This window comes from Candidatus Poriferisocius sp. (genome assembly GCF_965208355.1).
Lineage (GTDB): Bacteria > Actinomycetota > Acidimicrobiia > Acidimicrobiales > Bin134 > Poriferisocius.
This window is the reverse complement of record NZ_CBDBOM010000003.1, coordinates 451,751-470,464: the sequence shown is the minus strand read 5'-3', so window position 1 is coordinate 470,464 and position 18,714 is coordinate 451,751. Positions and strand designations below refer to the sequence as shown.

The window sequence follows — 18,714 nt, the reverse complement described above, 5'->3', positions numbered from 1 at the left end:
ATCGGCCTTTCAGTCAGATCGGCGGTGGCGGGCGACTTCGAAGCAGCCGATGGCCACTGCGGCGGCGGCGTTGAGGGAGCTGAGGTGGCCGGACAAGGGGATGGCAGCTACTACGTCGCAGCGCTGTCGGGCCAGGCGAGACAGACCCCGCCCCTCGCTGCCCACCACAAGGGCCACGGCTTCTCCGGCCACGCTCATGTCATAGACCATGGTGGGCGCGGCGACGTCCAGGCCCACCGTCCACACCCCGAGCTCTCCGAGGCGGGCCAGCGCGTTGGGGATGCCCGGCACCACCGCCATGGGCACGTGCTCAATGGCCCCCGCCGCCGCCTTGGCCGCGGCTGGGGTGATGTGGGCCGACCGGTGCCGCCCCAACACCGCGCCGGTGACCCCGGCGCATTCCGCGGTGCGCAGGGCGGCCCCCACGTTGCCCGGATCGGTAACGCCGTCAAGCACCAACAAGAACGGGGGGCGGCCATCAGGAGGGCGGGCCAAATCCTCCAGATCGTGCTCGGCCAAGGGAGCAGCCCGGGCGATCACCCCTTGGGGGGCCTCGGTGGCAGCCATGGACTCGAACTTTGAGCGGGCCACCTCTTTGACGGGCACCCGCAACTCGGTGGCCAACTCCATCACTTGGGCCAGCACCCCGGTTTGGCTCTGCCCCGTAGCGATCACCACCTCTCGGACCGGGCGAGTCCCGGCCAGCAGCAGCTCCCGCACCGCTTGGCGGCCCTCCACCCGATCGCCTCCCAAACCGGCCTTTTGTCGGCGGCTGCGCGGTTGGTCGCCAGGGGGCCGGCCCTTGCCGCCACCCCTATTGGGGCCGCCGCCCCGACCCCGCCGATTGCCGCCCTTCGGACCCTGTGCGCTCACCGGCGCTCGATGAGGGCCACCGCCCAGCAGGCCAGGCCCTCGCCCCGGCCCAGAGCGCCCAAGGCCTCGGCCCGCTTGCCCTTGACCGACACCGGAGCGCCAACCGCCGCGCTGAGTCGGGATTCCATCTCGGCGCGGCGGGGCGCGATGCGGGGTTGCTCGGTCACCACCGTGCAGTCGGCGTTCACCACCCCCCATCCAGCCTCGTCCAGCCGGGCCACGGCGTCGGCCAGCAGCCCGATGCTGTCGGCGCCGGCCCACTTCTCGTCGGTGTCGGGAAACAGCACTCCGATGTCACCCAACCCAGCGGCGCTCAACAAGGCGTCGGTCACCGCGTGGGCCACGGCATCGCCGTCGCTGTGGCCCACCAAGCCGGAAACCTCCTCGAATCTGACCCCGCCCAGTATCAAGGGCCGGTCGGAGTCGTCGCTGAACCGGTGGGTGTCGAATCCATGGCCCACCCGCATGGCCCCGGTCATGTTGCCAACCAGGCTTCGGCCGCGGCCAGGTCGTCGGGGTGGGTGATCTTGATGTTGCGGGGATGACCGTCCACCGCGACCACGGCATATCCGGCCGCCTCCACCAAGCTGGCATCGTCGGTGGCGTCAGCGGCGTCGGCGTGGGCCATCCTCAGCAGCTCGGCCTGAAACGCCTGAGGGGTCTGCACCGCTTGCAGAGTGCTGCGATCCACCACTCCCCCGTCCACGCTGCGGATGGTATCGGTTACCGGCACCACCGGCACTGCGCCAGCCGCCCCCGAATGCACTTCTTGGACCACCCTCTCGTAGATGTCTGGACTAGCCAGCGGGCGGGCGGCGTCGTGGACGCAGATGATGTCGGCGTCGTGGGGAACCGCGGCCAAACCGTTGCGCACCGAGGCGGCCCGGCTCGCCCCACCGGCCACCACCGAGTCTGCGGCCAACCGGGCCGATTCCGTTTCGACATCCCCGGCAGGAACCACCACCACTACCCCGTCGCAGACTTGGGCGGCTACCGCCACGCTGCGGTCCACTATCCGGGAGCCGGCCAGTTCCAGGTACTGCTTGGCGGCGCCGAAACGGGTGCCCGAGCCGGCGGCCACGACCACCGTCCAAACCGAGGGATCAGTCGCCATCGCCGCTATTGGCTCAGAAACTCGATGACGTGGCGCCAGGCGTCGGCGGCGTCGGCGGCGCGGTGGGTCGGGCGATCGGGGTCGTGGACGAATCCGTGGTCGGCACCCTCGTAGACCACGGTCACCGCGCCGGCGGCCTCCAGGGCGGCCACGTCGTCGGGCGGGGTGAACGGGTCTTCAGTGCCGATTATGGCCAGCAGCGGACACGGATCACCGGCGGCCAGCAGCTCCAGCGGCTCGCCTTGGCCCGGACCCCTCCAATGCTCGGGTAGACGGATCATCCCGTAGAAGGCGGCCGCCCGGTGGAATCGCCCGGTGGCCGCGGCCTTGATGGTGTACATGCCGCCCATGCAGAAACCAGTGAGCACCACCGTCTCGCAGTCGGTGGCGTCGGCCGCCGCCATCACGTCGGCCAGCACCTCTTCGTCGACAAGCTCGCATACTGCGGCCATTCGCTCGTCGGCCGCCAAGTGCTCTCGACCGGGGAATACTTGGGGAGCGCACACCGTCCATCCCTGATCGGCGGCAATCCGGGCCACGTGATCGTCGAACAGGGGCCGCAGACCCATGAGATCCGGGATCAACACCAGCCCTCGATCAGCACCTTGCACCCGTGCCAGCTCAGCCGCCGTCCCGGTCGACAACTCAATGCGCATGGCCCTTGTTTAGCCCATCAACAGTGCGCAGCGAAGACAGAGATGGGAGCATTGGGGGCATGGCTCATCCACATTTGGAGCTCACCGCCAGACCCAGGCGCAACCGGCGTACCCCGGCAATCCGGGACATGGTGCGCGAGACCGAGCTCAGCCCCGCGCATCTTGTACTGCCCCTGTTCGTGCACCGAGGACCCGATGAGCCCATCGACTCGATGCCCGGGACGAACCGCTGGAGCGTGGATGGGCTGGTCGGCGAGGTTGGAAGGGCTGCTGAGCTCGGAGTTCGGGCGGTGGTGCTGTTCGAGGCCGCCCCCGATGAGCTGAAGACCCCCACCGGCGACGAGGCGTGGAACCCCGACGGTCTCATTCCCCAGACCATCGCGGCCATAAAGTCCGCCCATCCCGTCACCGTGGTGATGACCGACGTGGCCCTCGATCCTTACAACAGCGACGGCCACGACGGCATCGTGGCCCCCGACGGGACCATCGTGAACGACGAGACCGTGGACGTGCTGTGCCGCCAGGCCCTGACCCATGCCGATGCCGGGGCCGACATCGTGGCCCCCAGTGACATGATGGACGGACGGGTGGGGGCCATCCGCGAGACCCTCGACCACCACGGCCACACCGAGGTGGGAATCTGCGCCTACACCGCCAAGTACGCCTCGGCTTTCTTCGGGCCGTTCCGGGGAGCGCTGGACTCGGCCCCCCGCTCCGGCGACAAGAAGACCTACCAGATGGACCCGGCCAACAGCCGCGAAGCCCTGCGGGAAATGGAACTGGACATCGCCGAGGGCGCCGACATGGTGATGGTCAAGCCCGCCGGTCCCTACCTGGATGTGGTGCGACGCTTCGCCGAGGCCTCGGTTGTGCCGGTGGCCGCCTATCAGGTGAGCGGGGAGTACCTCATGATCAAGGCAGCTGCGGCGTCGGGGTGGCTCGACGAGCAGGCCATCGTGACCGAGACCCTCTGCGGCATCCGCCGGGCCGGCGCGGACGTCATTTTGACGTACTTCGCGGTACAGGCTGCCCAGATACTCAGCTAGCCCTAGGGGCTCTTGCTCAGGAGCGGGGCCGGCGGCGGAAGAAGTCCGAGAAGCTGGTCACCACCGCATGGCCGGGAGTGTCTCCGTCTGCGGGGCGGGCGTCGGCCAACAGCGCGGTGGACATCCCCAGCGCCTGGGCGGCGTCTAGGTGCTCCACGCCCACGTCCACCAGCAGCGCGTGCTCGTAGGGAACCGACGTGGTGCGGCGCAGCGCCTCGTAAATGCCGGGGGCAGGCATGCACACCCCCACATCGCTGCTCACAATCCAGGTGTCCACGCCGTCTATCTCGAGACGCTCCCGGAGCGCAGTCGACCACGAGGACACGTCGTTGGTGAGACAGGCCACCGGGAGCTCCCGGCGCACCATCTCGGCCACGAAATCCCGGGCGCCCGACCGCACGGTGTACTGGGACAAGAACTCCTCGGTGAGCTCCACGGGGTCGCCGTCCAGACCGATCCCCGACCACAGCTCCGCGGGGGTGATGCGGCCCAGAATCGCCTGATTGTGGAGCTGCTGCACCTCCTCGTCGTCTGGCTCCAGGCCGCGCTCGACGGCAAAGGAAGCCAGAAGCTCGGCGGGATCGTCGGCCGGCTCGTACAGCACCCCGAGCGGATTCAACACCACCAGCCGCAGCCGCCGCTGGGGGGGCTGCACCGGGGCAGGTCCTGTGGTGCGCGCCAGTGAATCCTGGGTAAAGGTGGGGTCGATGCTGCGGTCCCGAGCCCGTCGTTCCAGCAGATAGCCGGCCACCGCAATCAGAATCGACAGGCCGACCAGCGCGAACGCGGCCCAGGCCACCCACCGCAGCGTCACCGCCGCGCCGCTCTCGTCCGGGCCCGTCAAGGTGATGCGCTGGGCTCCCTGGCCCAGTTGCAGCACTTCTTCTTTCTCGGGGCCCACCGGCAAGTCCAAAACCAGGCGCACGGTCACCGCATCGAGCGCGCCAGCCAAATTGGCGGTCCGCTCGCCGAAAGGCTCTCCGCCGAGGCGGGCGGTGAGCTCGGGGTCGGTGATCAGGTCTAGGCCGCCGGACAGGTCGACAACTCCAGTGACCCGATAGTCGACTTGGGCGAAAGAGGTGTCGCGCTCGAAGGTGAAGTCGCGGAACACGTCGTCGGAGATGAAGATCTCGGCCAACACCGACTCGAGCTGCTCGGTCGAACTGAAGGGCTTGGAGGCTGAGAAGCTGGTGCGACCCTGGTCGTCGATGCGGGGCTCGTTGTACGACCAGCCCGATGCCGGGTCCTCGATGTCCTCGGTCAACAGCCTCGAGGTGATGTCGGGAGCCAGGTCCATGGCCTGCTCGTCGAGGGCCACATCCACGGTAACCACCCCGGAGCCGTCCTCGTTGAAGCCGATGCCCACCTCGATATCCACCTGGCAGGCGCTCAGCGCCAAGGTCAGCGCCAACAGAAGCACTGCTGTGCGAAGCCGCTTGAACCTGCCGACCATTGAGGGCAGGCTAGCCCGCCGCCTTGCCGCCCCCCTGCCAACCCCTTCGGGCATGGCTGCTATACCACTAAGCGCCGGCCAGCTCTTCCACCGGAGGCGGTTCGAAGCCTTCGACCGCCTTGAAGCAGATCCGCTCCGCGTCGGGCTCGTCGGGGTCGTCCTCCGCGTCAACCAGTATCGTCTCGCCGGCCCGGAACTCCTTCCACAACAGCCGCTCCGACAGCGGATCTTCCACCAGGCGCTGAATGGCCCGGCGCAGCGGGCGGGCCCCCAGCGTGGGGTCGTAGCCCCGCAGCGCCAAGAGCACCTTGGCCGATTCGGTGAGCTCCAGCCCGATTCCCTGGGCCTCGAGCTGGTTTTGCAGCCGCTTGATCATCAGGTCGACGATCCGGGTGACTTCTTCGCGGGTCAGCTCGTGGAACACAATGACCTCGTCGATGCGGTTCAAGAACTCGGGGCGGAAGTGGTCCTTGAGCGCGTCAGTGACCTTCTCCTTCATGCGCTCATAGGTGATGGCCTCGTCGGCCCTGGTGAATCCCAGGTTGGCCTTGCGCAGGTTCTGGGTGCCCAAGTTGGAGGTCATGATGAGCACAGTGTTGCGGAAGTCCACCGACCGGCCCTGGCTGTCGGTAAGGCGGCCCTCCTCCAAGATTTGCAGGAGGGTGTTGAACACATCGGGGTGGGCTTTTTCGATCTCGTCGAACAGCACCACCGAGAACGGCTTGCGCCGCACAGCCTCGGTGAGCTGGCCGCCCTCCTCATAGCCGACATATCCCGGCGGAGAACCCACCAGCCGGCTGACGGTGTGCTTTTCCATGTACTCGGACATGTCGAGGGCGATGAGGGCCTGCTCGTCGCCGAAGAGGAACTCGGCCAGCGTCTTGGCCAGCTCGGTCTTGCCCACACCTGACGGACCCAGGAAGATGAACGAACCGCTGGGCCGCTTGGGGTCTTTGAGCCCGGCCCGGGTGCGGCGGATGGCCTGAGACACCGCTTTGATGGAGTCCTCCTGGCCGACCACCCGCTTGTGCAGCTCGTCTTCCATGCGCAGGAGCTTGGCCGTCTCCTCCTCGGTGAGCTTGTAGACGGGGATGCCGGTCCAGATGGACAGAACTTCGGCCACCGCCTCTTCGTCCACCTCGTCGAACAGGTCGACGCCCTTGGCCTTGATCTCGGCCTCCATCTGCTCCTTGCCGGCCAGCAGTTCCTTCTCCTTGTCGCGCAGCCGACCGGCCTCCTCGAAGTCCTGCTGCTCGACCGCGCTCTTCTTCTGGGACACCACCTGGGAGAGCTCGTTCTCGAAGTCCTTGTAGTCGGTGGGGGTCTCCATCCGCTTGATGCGCAGGCGGGAGCCGGCCTCGTCGATGAGGTCGATGGCCTTGTCGGGCAGGTGGCGGTCGGATATGTAGCGGTCGGCCAGGTTGGCCGACGCCACCAGGGCCTGGTCGGTGATTGTGACCCGGTGGTGGGCCTCGTAGCGGTCACGAAGACCCTTGAGAATCTCGATGGTGTGGGCGATGGTGGGCTCGTCCACCTTCACCGGCTGGAACCGGCGCTCCAGCGCGGAGTCCTTCTCCAGGTGCTTGCGGTATTCGTCGAGGGTGGTGGCCCCGATGGTCTGGAGTTCGCCCCGAGCCAGCATGGGCTTGAGGATGGAGGCGGCGTCGATGGCCCCCTCGGCGGCACCGGCGCCCACCAGGGTGTGCAGCTCGTCAATGAACAAGATGATGTCGCCCCGGGTCTTGATCTCTTTGAGCACCTTCTTGAGGCGCTCTTCGAAGTCGCCCCGGTAGCGGGACCCGGCCACCAGCGCGCCGAGGTCGAGGGTGTAGAGCTGCTTGTTGCGGATGGTCTCGGGCACGTCATCGGCCGCAATCCGCTGGGCCAAGCCCTCCACGATGGCGGTCTTGCCCACGCCGGGCTCGCCCACCAGCACCGGGTTGTTCTTGGTGCGCCGAGACAGCACCTGCATGACCCGCTCGGTTTCCCGCTGGCGGCCGATCACCGGGTCGAGCCCAGCGTCTTTGGCCAGCTTGGTCAGGTTGCGCCCGAACTGGTCGAGCACCAACGAGCCTGATCCAGTCTCGCCGCTGCCGCCGGGAGAGGTGGTGGCCTTCTCCGGCGATCCCGAGCCCTGGGGGCCGCCGTAGCCCGACAAGAGTTGGATGACTTGCTGGCGGACCCGCGATAGATCGGCCCCCAGCTTGACCAGCACCTGGGCGGCCACGCCCTCGCCCTCTCGGATCAGGCCCAACAAGATGTGCTCGGTGCCGATGTAGTTGTGGCCGAGCTGCAACGCCTCCCGCAGCGACAGCTCCAGCACCTTCTTGGCCCGGGGGGTGAACGGGATGTGGCCCGACGGGGACGACCCGCCCTGGCCGATGATCTCCTCTACCTGGTTGCGCACCGCTTCCAGGGAAATGCCCAGGGATTCCAGCGATTTGGCGGCCACGCCCTCGCCCTCGTGAATCAGGCCCAACAAGATGTGCTCGGTGCCGATGTAGTTGTGGTGGAGCAGGCGCGCCTCCTCCTGGGCCAGCACAACGACACGGCGAGCACGATCTGTGAATCTCTCGAACACGGCAATCTCCCGATAGAGGTTCAACTCTGAGTGTAACCACCCCACCCCCCCATTTCGTTCCCGAAGCCTCAACCGAGCCTTGTCGGCCGCTCAGACCTCTACGGCAACAGCCTCCACCGGCACTCCAGCCTGCACGGCAATTGGGGTATAAAGATCAATCTCCTCAGCGGGCGTCCGAAGCGACACCAGAAGGGCATAGCGGACTGGCAGGTCTTGGCGGTCCTTGCGTCCGTTGTTCTTCCACCAGCCTCCCACTGGATACACGGCGATTGCGCCAGTGGTTGCAAGTTCAGCCCCATGTCCCAGCCAGATGTCTTGATGTAGGGAGCCTGAGTTGCGCTGATTTGGCCCAACGAGCCAATTGATGGGCCTGCTAGCCACTCCCCGGCCAGATTCTTCTGCGGTTGCTAGGCGCCCCGCACGTTGTACGAAATCGGTTACTGGCTCATTGGGCCTCTGCAATTCAAATCGAAGGCCATGTGAGGCATACGCATAGCGATGCCGCCAACCTCGCCGTGATCCCGACGGCTCGATGAAATACGTAAGCGTGACCCGAAGTTCAACGTCCTCTTCTCCAATTTGCGATAGCACCTCACTTGGCCACGGTAGGGTGTGCAAGCGGAATTGGCGCATGCTGTATTCCTTGCCAGTAAACGGCACAAATTCGTCCTGAGTGACCATGGTCACGGCGTTGCGAGCCGAAGACTCCACCATCTGGGCATTGGGCACACCCCATCCGTATCGGCGCAGCATATTTCGGCGCCCAGTTTTGCTCTGTTCCTGATCTATCAGTCGACGCATGTGTGGTGTCCATTCCGCGGCGTGCGTCATCAGGCCTCGGATAGTTTCCGCCCAGAACTCCGGATAGACCGCCATTGCCCGAGCAGCCAACCTGCTTGCCTGTGCCGTAGCTGCGCTAGTTGCATTTGCTGACCCTATGGCACCATCGCTCTTGCTGGCTGTGGTGGATAGCGACACCGTCGGGTGTCTACTGTCAAAGTCACCTCGGCCATCCGCCAGCACATTTCCGCCTTCCATGCAGATATCCGGTCTGTTTGGCCACTTCGTGCCTCCAGCAATCAGCCCAGTTCTGCTATGGGGTGAGATGTCGCCAGATACGGCTACGGGTTCCCATCCCTCGTAGCTAAAGTCAGAGGGGGTATTGCAAAGCTCGGTGTGCGCCCCAACAACGAGGGCATTCCATGCTTGAGCGGGATCCTCGACGGGCGAGAGATCACACTTGGACAGGTAGTCAACCATGTAGGGACCTTCGACGTTGCCAGTCGAGACGACTACCAGGCGTCTGGCATCAGGGTCGGGGAGGCCAATGAGGTCAATGCCAGTATCGGACCGGCCCACTCCTGTTCCCATGGCAAGTGCATCGACGGCAGCCGACCACAGTGAGGGCTCTCCAGCACGTTCAGGGCGGCCAGTGACCGTCAGGCAGTAGGTCCGGCGTCTACCGGACTCGATTTCTGGGAGAACTATCGCCTCTGCGGTGACAATTCCATAAGACTCCGGTTCATGACCGTCGCCCTGGTCCGGGATGAACTTCACCGATTCCAACCGGTGGATGAGGTCCACTGGATCATTGCTAGTCAGCAATTGATCCAGTGGGCCGAATAGGGCCAACCCTGCCATCAGAGTCCCATGACCATGCTGGTCACCTAGTGGACCACCCACAACCGTGTGCATATCTGAATGCGACAGAGAATTCTCAAGCAGTACATGAGACCGCCTTGCCCCCGTGTCGAGCAGACAGACCGCAGGAGCGTGAGGCAAAGAGGCGCTGACTCGACTCGCCAGGTCATCGGCATATTCACCCTGTGCTTCTCTGTCGAGGTCTTGGATCGTGTCCACAAATTGTGGCCGCCTGATCTCAGCGATCGGTACCGCAGACGCCGGGAGTGGGACAAGATCATCCCACCGAGCTTCGATCCAAACCACGTGACGATTGTCAAGTCGAAGGCAACGGTCCGCGATGCTCAGTTGAGCAACAGCGGCAAATCGACGAGCTAGGTCAACGGCGTCTTCACTAGCCCGCAACCAGATCTCCCACCAATAGACCCCATGATCTGGGGGTTCTCCGTCCGACTGCCACAGATCACGAAGAGCTGTAGCTCGAATCCGATCAATATTGGCTATGAGCAGCCGGTTCTTGGGGCGACCGCTCAGACCATGATCCTCGCTGATGAACGCCTCAAAGAGATTGAGAAACGCTTGCCGATAATCGTCACTGACCCACACGTGGGCTTGCTCAGGCAATTCGTCTTTGGCAGGCGTCACACTCAGTAGCAACCACATGGGCCTCTTCGGTACCCGGCGATGCCTGCTCAGCCGGTCAAGCGACTCGAGCTTAAGCAAGAACCCCTGTGCGCTTTCGATGGTAAGGATGACTCCAAGAGAGCGGAGCTCGTCAATGTCGAAGGAGTCCCGAGCGTCGTCCTGAATCTCTAGGGCTGTCTGAACCTGTCCACTCAGGTGCCGACCATGTGACTCGCGTTCGACCTCTCGGGACTTGAATCCACCTCTACCTTGGGGAGTGAATCTCTGCTCCTCCACATGGCCGTGGAGGAGCAGATGGCGAAAACGTTCAATTTCCTCAGGCACCTGCTGCCCTTGCTCGTTCCTTCAAGGCAACTACCAAATCGTCGGTTGCCACACACTTGCTGTCTTCCAGTAAGGCACCCTTTGCAGCCGCCTCAGCCGCCTTCACCAATTCGGCATGGCTGAGACCATCGCAAGGTACCTGAATTGCTTTCCATTCTACACCCTTCCCCATCAGTCCAAGTCGTCCCTTTAGTACGGCGACAGCATCCTCTGTGCTGGGCATCTGGTAGGTGAGGACCAAGTCGAAACGACGGAACAGAGCGTGGTCAAGGATGGATCTGTTATTGGTGGCCGCCACGATCACGCTCTCAGACTCGGTATTTTCCAAGAAGAGCAAGAAAGAGTTCAAGATCCGTCGCGCTTCACCTACGTCGCTGCCCGCCCTGTCTCCGCCCAAGGCATCGAACTCGTCGAATAGATACACGGCTCGCTGGTCTGAGGCGGCCTCAAAGAGAAGTCGGAGCTTTGATCCGGTTTCTCCCAAATACTTGCTGAGCAGGCTGTCCAGGCGAATCGTCAGCAATGGTAGGTCTAGCTCGTGAGCGAGAACAGAAGCAGTCATCGTCTTGCCGGTACCGGGCGGTCCCTCCAGCAGTAGGCGGTGAACTGGGTGAAATCCGTGGTCCATCAAAGAATGCCGCTGGCGTTGTTCCGTGATCACATCGACCAGCGAATCTCGCAAATTCTTGGGAGCCACAAGATCGCTCAGTCGCACATCGGGGTGTGAAGCGACCACAAGATCAGCCAACTCCCCTCGTGGCTGGGCGATGTACGTGACGTTGGATGCCTTCTTGGACTGCCGAGCTGCCTCCACCAGCTCCTTTACATCGGTGGCAAAATGATGATGCCCTTGTCGGGCGGCCTTGGCTGCTACCTGCAGGGCAACGGAGTAGAAGGCCTCGTCGTCGCCGTCACCGTGGCTCTTGACCATCGCTCTTATGTGATCAGCTGACGCAGCCACGGCACTTCCCCCTTCCAAATCCTAGGTCAACTTAGCGAAGCTTCAAGCATACGGATGATGCTGACAAGTCCTACCGTGTTGAGTGGGGGAAATCGGGGAAGGTGCCACTACGCTGACGCCCGTGGCTCGCAGCCCCCTTGATCTCATTCCTACCATGGCGCGCGACCTCGACCGGCTGGAGTTGCGGTTGGAGGACTCGGTAAAGACCCAGGATCCGTTCCTCACCGAGGTGGCTAGCCACCTCATCCGGGCCGGAGGCAAGCGGGTGAGGCCGGGATTTGTGATCGCCTCGGCGGCCATATCCCAGGTCGAGCCAACGCCGGCCGAAGACGACGTGATTACCGGCGGCGTGGCGGTGGAGTTGGTGCACCTGGGATCCCTCTACCACGACGATGTGATGGACGAGGCCCAGGTACGGCGAAACGTGGCCAGCGTGAACGCCAAATGGGGCAACCTTCGGGCCATCCTGGCCGGCGACTTCCTGCTGGCCCGAGCCTCAGAGCTGGCTGCTTCCCTGGGAACGGAAGTGGCCGGTCTGCTGGCCGCCACCATCGGACGGCTGTGCGAGGGCCAAGTGCGGGAGCTTCAGGACACCGGCAACCCTGACCGCACCGAGTCCTCCTACACCGACTCCATTGAGGGCAAGACCGCCTCGCTGTTGGCCACCTCCTGTCGCATCGGCGGCCTGGTGGCCGGATTGGACCGCCCGACGATCGACACCCTCACTGAGTTCGGCCGGTTCTACGGGCTGGCCTTCCAGGTGGTGGACGACATCTTGGACATCGTGGCCACCGACGAGCACTTGGGTAAGCCGTCGGGCAACGACCTTCATGAGGGCATCTACACCCTGCCCGTGATCCGGGCGCTGCACACCGACTGCGGCCCCCAGCTGCTGGAACTGCTGGGCGGGACGGTATCGGATGCCAGCGTCCGATCGGCCTTGCAGCTGGTTCGGGCCAGCGGCGGCGTCGAGGAAGCACTGGACGTGGCCAGCGACTATGTCAAACAGGCTTCAGCCAGCCTGGAGTCGCTGCCCCCCACCACCGCGACGGCCGCCTTGCAGGTGGCCACCGACCATCTGATCGACCGAGCCCGCATCCCCCTCGGCGACGGCTAGGCCGCAGGAGCCGTCTAGCTCTCTGGCGGCGCGGGTCGCTCCGGAGGTTCGGGGCGCAGAGTGGGAAACAGGATCACATCGCGGATGCTGGGCACGTCGGCCAACAGCATGGCCAGGCGGTCCATGCCCACTCCCAGCCCGCCGGTGGGGGGCAAACCAAACTCCAGGGCCCGCAGGTAGTCCCAGTCCACCGCCATGGCCTCGGCGTCGCCTGCTTCCCGGTCGGCGGCCTGCTCTTCGAATCGGGCTCGCTGCTCGTCGGGGTCGGTCAACTCGCTGAATGCGTTGGCCAGCTCCCGGCCGGCCACGATGGCCTCAAACCGCTCCACCCAGCCGGGGTGGTCGCGGTGCTCCCGGGCCAGCGGCGACACCTCCTTGGGGTAGTCGCACACGAACACCGGACCCCACAGCTCGGCTTCGGTGGTCTTCTCGTACAGCTCCAAGAGCAGCTTGCCCGACCCCCAGCGGTCCTTCACCGGGATCTCCCGGTCGGCGCAGTGCGACCGCAACTCCTCCACTGGGGTGTCGAGGTCCACGTCCAGGCCGCTGTGAGTGGCCAGCAGGTCGATGAACCGGGAGCGGGGCCATGGCGGAGTCAGGTCCAGCTCCCTTCCGCCGTAGCTGATGACAGTGGTGCCCTTGAGCTCCAGAGCCAGATGGGCCACAAGCTGTTCGACCAGCTCCATGATGTCGCCGTAATCGGCGTAGGCCCAGTACAGCTCCAACATGGTGAATTCGGGATTGTGGCGGGTGGAGATACCCTCGTTGCGGAACACCCGGGCAATCTCGTACACCCGCTCCAAACCGCCCACCACCAGCCGCTTCAGGTACAGCTCGGGGGCGATCCTCAAGAACAACTCCATGTCCAGCGCGTTGTGGTGGGTGCTGAACGGCCGGGCCAGCGCGCCGCCGGGCACGGGGTGGAATACCGGCGTCTCCACCTCGACGAACGCCCGATCCTCCAGCCAGCGGCGAGTCAGCGACATCATCTCCGAGCGCAGTCGGAAGGTCTGTCGCGCCTCCTCGGTCACCCAGAGGTCCACGTAGCGCTGGCGGAAGCGGATATCGGGGTCCGACAGCCCGTGCCACTTGTCGGGAAAGCTCCGCCGAGCCTCGGCCAGCTGCTCCCAATGCTCCACCTTCACCGACAGCTCCCCGGTGCGGGTCTTCATCACCTCGCCGGTCGCCCCCACCCAGTCGCCCAGCGACAAAGCGCAGAACCCGTCGTGGTCGGGGGTGACCTTGGCGGGGGCAAACAGCTGGATGCGCCCGCTGGCGTCTTGCAGGGTGGCGAACGCCAGCTTGCCCTGCACTCGCCGGAGCATGATCCGGCCCGCCACCGACACCGTCTGGCCGGTCTCGGTGCCGGCCTCGATGTCGCCGTGGCGCTGGTGGCACTCCCCGGCGGTGGCGGTGGTCTCGAACCGGTAGGGAATGCTCACGCGCCGGCCTACTGGTTGCGCCCGTGGACCAGCCACAGGCCGTGGAGGGTCAGATAGGGCTCGACGTATTGGATGGTGTCCGACAACGGGGCGATGAGGTGGGCCAGTCCGCCGGTGGCGATCACGACCGCCTCGCCGGCCAGCTCCTTGGCGAAGCGGTTCACCATGCCGTCGATCTGGGCCACGAACCCGTAGATGACCCCCGATTGGATCGATTCCATGGTGGTCTTGCCGATCACGTTGCGGGGCTCGGTGAGCGCCACCGGCCCCAGGGCCGCGGCCCGGCCCACCATGGCCTCCAGGCTGACCTCGATGCCCGGTCCGATGGCCCCGCCCATGAACTCGCCGGCCTCGGAGATCACGTCGAAGTTGTTGGTGGTCCCGAAATCGACCACCACCGCGGGGCCACCGTAGAGATGGTGGGCGGCCACCGCGTTGGCGATGCGGTCGGCGCCCACCTCACGGGGGTTGTCGTACAGGATGGGAATGCCGCTGCGGGTGCCGGGCTCGATCACCACCGGTTCGAAATCGAAGTAGCGGTGCACCATCATCCGCACGCTCTCGCGGATTTGGGGCACCCCGGAGCACACTGCCACGCCGGTGAGGTCGTCCTCCATGGCGACGTCGATGCTGTCGAGCAGGCTGCGCAGCAGCACGGCCACCTCATCGGGGGTGCGCTCGTGCACGGTGGACAGCCGCCAGTGCTCGATCAAACCGTCCTCGGCCCGGCAGTCCTCGGCCCGGTCGGCCTCATACAGGCCGACCACGGTCTGGGTGTTGCCGATGTCGAGGGCCAGCAGCATAGGAACCCTTGTTTACTCCTCTTCCGGGTTGTTCGGAACATTGACGACATCGAGGGCGATGTCCAACGCCGGGGCCGAGTTGGTGAGCCGGCCCACCGAGATGAAATCCACCCCGGTGGCGGCATATTCCGACACTGTGTCCAGGGTAATTCCGCCGCTCACCTCCAGCAGGCAGCCGTGCCCCCCAGCCCGCTCGACGCACGCCCGCACCTCTTCGGGGGCCATGTTGTCCAACAGCAGGGCGTCGGCCCCCGCGGCCAGGGCCTCATCCACCTGATCAATCCGGTCGCACTCCACGTAGACGGCCCGACCGGGCCAGTGCTGGCGGGCGCTCGCCACCCCCTCGGCGATGGTGATGACGGCCAGGTGGTTGTCCTTGAGCATGACCCACTCCGACAGCCCTGCCCTGTGGTTGTCGCCGCCGCCGGCCCGCACTGCCGCCTTTTCCAGCGCCCGCAGGCCGGGGGTGGTCTTGCGGGTATCGCGGACTCGGGCGCGGCCGGTGGCCGCGGCGGCCGCCGCGTAGCGGGCAACCTCGGTGGCGATGCCCGATAAGTGGCTCAAGAAGTTCAGCGCGGTGCGCTCCGCGGTGAGAACCGAGGCTCGGGGACCGGTGACCACAGCCAGCTCTTGGCCGGAGCTCACCGAGTCGCCGTCGGCGGCCTCCCACTGCACCGTCACCGCGGGATCTACTTGGCGGAACACCTCCATCGCGCAAGCCTTGCCGGCCAGGCGCCCGGCGGCCCGGGCCACGATCGCCGCGGTCACATCGGCGGGGGGCAGAAGGGTTGAGGTGAGGTCGCCGTCGGGTCCCACGTCCTCGGCCAGCGCCCGCTCGACGGCGGCCCGCACATCGTGGGCCGGAGGGTCAAAGCCGGTCAACGTCTACTCCCAAGTTGTCGATGAGCCGGGCTCGGCCGAGGCGGGCGGCCACCAGCAGTCGCAGCTCCCCGTCCAGCGCCTCGGGACGCTCCAGCGTGGCGGCGTGTACCACCGCGGCGTAGTCGGGCGATGCCTTGGGCTCGGCGGCCAGCACCGCGGCCATCACCGCCTCCACCTCGTCGGGATCGCGGCTGCCGTTGAGCACCGCATCCCGGCCCGCTTGCAGCGAGCGCCACAGAACGATGGCCGCCGGACGCTCATCTTCGGTGAGGTACACGTTTCGACTGGACATGGCCAGGCCATCGGGCTCTCGGAACGTGGGACAGCCCACCACCTCCACCGGCAGCGACAGGTCGTCGGCCATTCGGCGGATGATGGCCAGCTGCTGGTAGTCCTTCTCTCCGAAATAGGCCCGGCCCGGCCCCAGCATGGCGAACAGCTTGGCCACCACGGTGGTGACCCCGTCGAAATGGGTGGGTCGGAACTGGCCATCGAGCACCGCGTTCAGCCCCCTGACCGTGACAGCGGTAACCGGCGTTTGCGGATACACCTCCTCGACGGGTGGCGCGAAGATCAAACCGGCTCCGGCATCGGCGCACATCTGGCGGTCGCGGTCCAAGTCACGGGGATAGGTGCTGTAATCCTCACCCTCGGCGAACTGAAGCGGGTTCACGAAGATGCTCACCACGGTCAGATCGTTCTCGGCCGCGGAGCGGGCCACCAGCGACTGATGACCCTCGTGGAGATAGCCCATGGTGGGCACCAGGCCGACTGAGCCGCCCTCGCGGCGGGCGGCATCCAATGCGGCTCGCAGCTCAGACACCCGCTCAACAGTGGGGATCTGGCTCACAGCGCTCACGAAATGTCCTCGCTCGTTCGCGGGATAGGCTCATCCCAGTCGCCCAGGCGACGACAGCCGCCGGTACCGGGATCGGTCCAACCCTCGGCCAGGTCGGGGGCCAACTCCCCCAACGGCACCATCACGAACGCCCGTTCGAACATGCGGGGATGGGGCACCACCAGATCGACCTCATCCACCGTCTCTCCGTCAACCCACAGAACATCGACATCCAGCGTACGGGGACCCCAGCGGACCTCTCGCACTCGTTCAGCCGACGCCTCCAGTCGCTGGCAAAGCTCCAGAAGGCCCCGGGCCGACTGGTCTGTGTCCAGCTCGGCCACCACGTTGAGGAATCGGTCTTGGTCGGGGCCTCCTACGGGATCGGTCTCATACACCCCGGAGACGGCGACGCAGTCGCTCATGTTGGCCACCGCGGCCTGGAGATATCCCATGCGGTCACCCAAGTTGGACCCCAGCCCCAAATACGCCCTGGTCATCGGGCTAATCCCCTGAATCCATCAGCCGGTTGACTTCCAAGCTCGGAAAAGCCCTGGTCATTGACGGTGACGAGTGATGCGGACACCGCTGGTGGACAAATGCTGAGGCACTGGCGGGCGCAGCTTGCGGACCTCCACGGTCACCTGCTGCACCCGGGGGTCTGCGGCCAAACACACCTCGACGACTCGATGGGCCATGGCCTCCATCAGGGTGTACTGCTCGCCCTCGGCCGCGGCGGCAACCGCGGCGCACACCGCTCCGTAGTCGACGGTGTCGTCCAAGTCGTCGGAGAGCCCTGCGGGGGCCAGATCTACGCCGAGGTCCACGTTCAGCTCGAACGGCTGGGCCCGGTCCCTTTCCTCGGGCAGCGCACCGCACAGCGCCATGACCCGAAGGCCACATAGCAGCAAGCGGTCCTCAGTCACCGCCGCTCCCCCACATCGGCTGATCGGTCCACCTCAGTCATCTCCGGGAGTCTCTTCGGGTTGCTCCTCTTGCTCGTCGAAGTCCTCGACCAAGGTGAGCTCCACTTCGGGCTTGGGCAGCGCGGCGGCGGCGTTCACGATGCGGCGGCCCACCGAGCCGATGGGACGCTCGGTCATCTTCTCCACCACCACCACGGCCTGCGACTCGCTGGGCACCATGCCGGTCCACACCAGATAGCCGGCTATGAAACCGCACACGTGGTCACTCAGCCCCCGGCGGTGAACCAGCAGCTTCTCCCCTTTGGCCAGCAGCATCTGCAATTCGTTGAACAGCGGCCCAAGCCGGGTAGTGAAGTCCTCGTTGTCGGCGATCGGCCAATGGCTCCAAGAGATGTTCTGCTCGCTGTAGTTGTGCAGGTTGTGGGTGGACGGGATCAACGACACCACCCGGGTGAATCCCTGCTGGCGGATCCAGTTGATCTCCTCGGTGCGCCTCACCCGGCGGTGGCTCTCCCCTCGCCCGCCGGGACGCTCGCAGATGGCCAGCCGGTCCTTCATGATCCAAAAGAAGTTGCGGGGGCAGATGCCCGCGGCCCACTTTCCTTTCATGCTGCCACCACCTTCATGGCCTTCACGGTGGCGGCCACGTCGTGGGCTCGGACCACCGCTGCTCCTTGGGCAAACGCCCACGCGGCGGCCGACAGCGACCCCTCGAGCCGGTCGTCGGTGGAGACCTCCTGGTTGGTGCAACCGTCGCTGCGGGCGTGGAGCTCGCCGATGAAGCGCTTGCGGCTAGCCCCCACCACCACCGGTGCCCCCTGAGCGGCGAGCCGTCGAAGGTTGGCCAGCAGTTCCAGATTGTGGTCGGTGGTCTTGCCGAAGCCGATCCCCGGATCGACCCACACCTCGGGAACTCCGGCGGCCCGCGCCCGCTCGGCGGCTGCGGTCAGATAGTCGCCCACCTCGGCCACCACGTCGCCGTATTGGGGGGCCACCTGCATGGTGGCGGGGGTGCCCTGGCGGTGGACGGCGACCCAGGTGACATTCAACTCGGCAGCCACCTCGTGCATCGACGCCGACACATCGTTCAGGATGTCGGCCCCCGCGGCCACCGCGGCCCGGGCCACTTCGGGCTTGGTGGTGTCGATGGACACTCGCCCATGGGCGGCCAGACCGGCCACCACATCCACCACCCGGGCCAGCTCCTCTCTCACCGGCACCGGATCGGCTCCTGGGCGGGTGGACTCGCCGCCCACATCCACCACGCCAGCGCCCTCTTCAAACAGCTGGCGGCCTCGGGCCACCGCGGCCTCGGGCGAGGAGAACCGGGCTCCGTCGGAAAACGAGTCAGGAGTCACGTTGACGATGCCCATGACCATTGGCCCCGTTTGCAGCGTCTCCACAGCCTCAGA

The 18,714-nt window shown here is 65.7% G+C and carries 18 protein-coding genes; 2 read left to right on the top strand and 16 right to left on the bottom strand.

Features of this window, described 5'->3' with window-relative positions; genetic code table 11:
- Positions 1 to 9: 9 nt before the first annotated feature.
- The 4 genes from rlmB to ACOGXH_RS03400 are packed head-to-tail and all read right to left on the bottom strand — an operon-like array spanning position 10 to position 2,643.
- Complete coding sequence (gene rlmB / locus ACOGXH_RS03415) at positions 10 to 873, bottom strand: 23S rRNA (guanosine(2251)-2'-O)-methyltransferase RlmB (RefSeq protein ID WP_419927714.1); 864 nt, start codon at positions 871 to 873, stop codon at positions 10 to 12.
- On the bottom strand, positions 870 to 1,340 hold the full coding sequence (ispF, locus tag ACOGXH_RS03410) for a 2-C-methyl-D-erythritol 2,4-cyclodiphosphate synthase (RefSeq protein ID WP_419930314.1): 471 nt from the start codon (positions 1,338 to 1,340) through the stop codon (positions 870 to 872). Before ispF ends, rlmB begins: the two co-directional genes overlap by 4 nt.
- Positions 1,341 to 1,348: 8 nt before the next feature.
- Positions 1,349 to 1,987, bottom strand: a complete 639-nt coding sequence (gene ispD, locus ACOGXH_RS03405) for a 2-C-methyl-D-erythritol 4-phosphate cytidylyltransferase (protein ID WP_419927713.1) — start codon at positions 1,985 to 1,987, stop codon at positions 1,349 to 1,351.
- A 5-nt stretch (positions 1,988 to 1,992) separates the two neighbouring features.
- On the bottom strand, positions 1,993 to 2,643 hold the full coding sequence (locus ACOGXH_RS03400; RefSeq protein WP_419927712.1) for a dienelactone hydrolase family protein: 651 nt from the start codon (positions 2,641 to 2,643) through the stop codon (positions 1,993 to 1,995).
- Between the two features lie 59 nt (positions 2,644 to 2,702).
- On the opposite strand from ACOGXH_RS03400, the gene hemB reads away from it, so the two are divergent.
- Positions 2,703 to 3,689: a porphobilinogen synthase gene (gene hemB, locus ACOGXH_RS03395; RefSeq protein ID WP_419927711.1), complete on the top strand. Its 987-nt coding sequence runs from the start codon at positions 2,703 to 2,705 to the stop codon at positions 3,687 to 3,689.
- Between the two features lie 16 nt (positions 3,690 to 3,705).
- Here the strand turns inward: hemB and ACOGXH_RS03390 are convergent, their stop codons facing one another.
- The 4 genes from ACOGXH_RS03390 to ACOGXH_RS03375 form a co-directional block, all read right to left on the bottom strand.
- A complete protein-coding gene (locus ACOGXH_RS03390; RefSeq protein WP_419927710.1) occupies positions 3,706 to 5,142 on the bottom strand; it encodes an HAD family hydrolase in 1,437 nt (478 codons plus the stop codon).
- Between the two features lie 67 nt (positions 5,143 to 5,209).
- On the bottom strand, positions 5,210 to 7,723 hold the full coding sequence (locus ACOGXH_RS03385; RefSeq protein WP_419930313.1) for an ATP-dependent Clp protease ATP-binding subunit: 2,514 nt from the start codon (positions 7,721 to 7,723) through the stop codon (positions 5,210 to 5,212).
- Positions 7,724 to 7,813: 90 nt separating this feature from the next.
- Complete coding sequence (locus ACOGXH_RS03380) at positions 7,814 to 10,027, bottom strand: S8 family peptidase (RefSeq protein WP_419927709.1); 2,214 nt, start codon at positions 10,025 to 10,027, stop codon at positions 7,814 to 7,816.
- A 298-nt stretch (positions 10,028 to 10,325) separates the two neighbouring features.
- Positions 10,326 to 11,294, bottom strand: a complete 969-nt coding sequence (locus tag ACOGXH_RS03375) for an AAA family ATPase (protein WP_419927708.1) — start codon at positions 11,292 to 11,294, stop codon at positions 10,326 to 10,328.
- 121 nt (positions 11,295 to 11,415) lie between these two features.
- Between ACOGXH_RS03375 and ACOGXH_RS03370 the strand changes: the two genes are divergently transcribed.
- Entirely contained in the window at positions 11,416 to 12,411 is a 996-nt protein-coding gene (locus ACOGXH_RS03370) for a polyprenyl synthetase family protein (protein ID WP_419927707.1), read from the top strand.
- Positions 12,412 to 12,425: 14 nt separating this feature from the next.
- Here ACOGXH_RS03370 and lysS read toward each other — a convergent pair whose 3' ends face one another.
- From lysS to folP, 8 genes are read right to left on the bottom strand one after another with little or no spacing between them, the layout of a single operon-like run.
- Positions 12,426 to 13,922, bottom strand: a complete 1,497-nt coding sequence (gene lysS / locus ACOGXH_RS03365; protein ID WP_419930312.1) for a lysine--tRNA ligase — start codon at positions 13,920 to 13,922, stop codon at positions 12,426 to 12,428.
- The gene (locus ACOGXH_RS03360; RefSeq protein WP_419927706.1) at positions 13,862 to 14,656 is read right to left on the bottom strand and encodes a type III pantothenate kinase; all 795 of its coding nucleotides are present in this window, start codon (positions 14,654 to 14,656) and stop codon (positions 13,862 to 13,864) included. The genes lysS and ACOGXH_RS03360 overlap by 61 nt, the downstream gene beginning before the upstream one ends.
- Positions 14,657 to 14,668: 12 nt before the next feature.
- Positions 14,669 to 15,538, bottom strand: coding sequence for a carboxylating nicotinate-nucleotide diphosphorylase (gene nadC / locus ACOGXH_RS03355; RefSeq protein WP_419927705.1), 870 nt, complete (start codon positions 15,536 to 15,538; stop codon positions 14,669 to 14,671).
- Positions 15,525 to 16,397, bottom strand: coding sequence for a pantoate--beta-alanine ligase (panC, locus tag ACOGXH_RS03350; RefSeq protein ID WP_419927704.1), 873 nt, complete (start codon positions 16,395 to 16,397; stop codon positions 15,525 to 15,527). Before panC ends, nadC begins: the two co-directional genes overlap by 14 nt.
- On the bottom strand, positions 16,394 to 16,876 hold the full coding sequence (folK, locus tag ACOGXH_RS03345; RefSeq protein ID WP_419927703.1) for a 2-amino-4-hydroxy-6-hydroxymethyldihydropteridine diphosphokinase: 483 nt from the start codon (positions 16,874 to 16,876) through the stop codon (positions 16,394 to 16,396). Before folK ends, panC begins: the two co-directional genes overlap by 4 nt.
- Positions 16,877 to 16,933: 57 nt before the next feature.
- The gene (gene folB / locus ACOGXH_RS03340; protein WP_419927702.1) at positions 16,934 to 17,302 is read right to left on the bottom strand and encodes a dihydroneopterin aldolase; all 369 of its coding nucleotides are present in this window, start codon (positions 17,300 to 17,302) and stop codon (positions 16,934 to 16,936) included.
- Positions 17,303 to 17,335: 33 nt separating this feature from the next.
- Complete coding sequence (locus tag ACOGXH_RS03335) at positions 17,336 to 17,911, bottom strand: hypothetical protein (protein WP_419927701.1); 576 nt, start codon at positions 17,909 to 17,911, stop codon at positions 17,336 to 17,338.
- Entirely contained in the window at positions 17,908 to 18,705 is a 798-nt protein-coding gene (gene folP / locus ACOGXH_RS03330) for a dihydropteroate synthase (protein WP_419927700.1), read from the bottom strand. The genes ACOGXH_RS03335 and folP overlap by 4 nt, the downstream gene beginning before the upstream one ends.
- Positions 18,706 to 18,714: the final 9 nt, after the last annotated feature.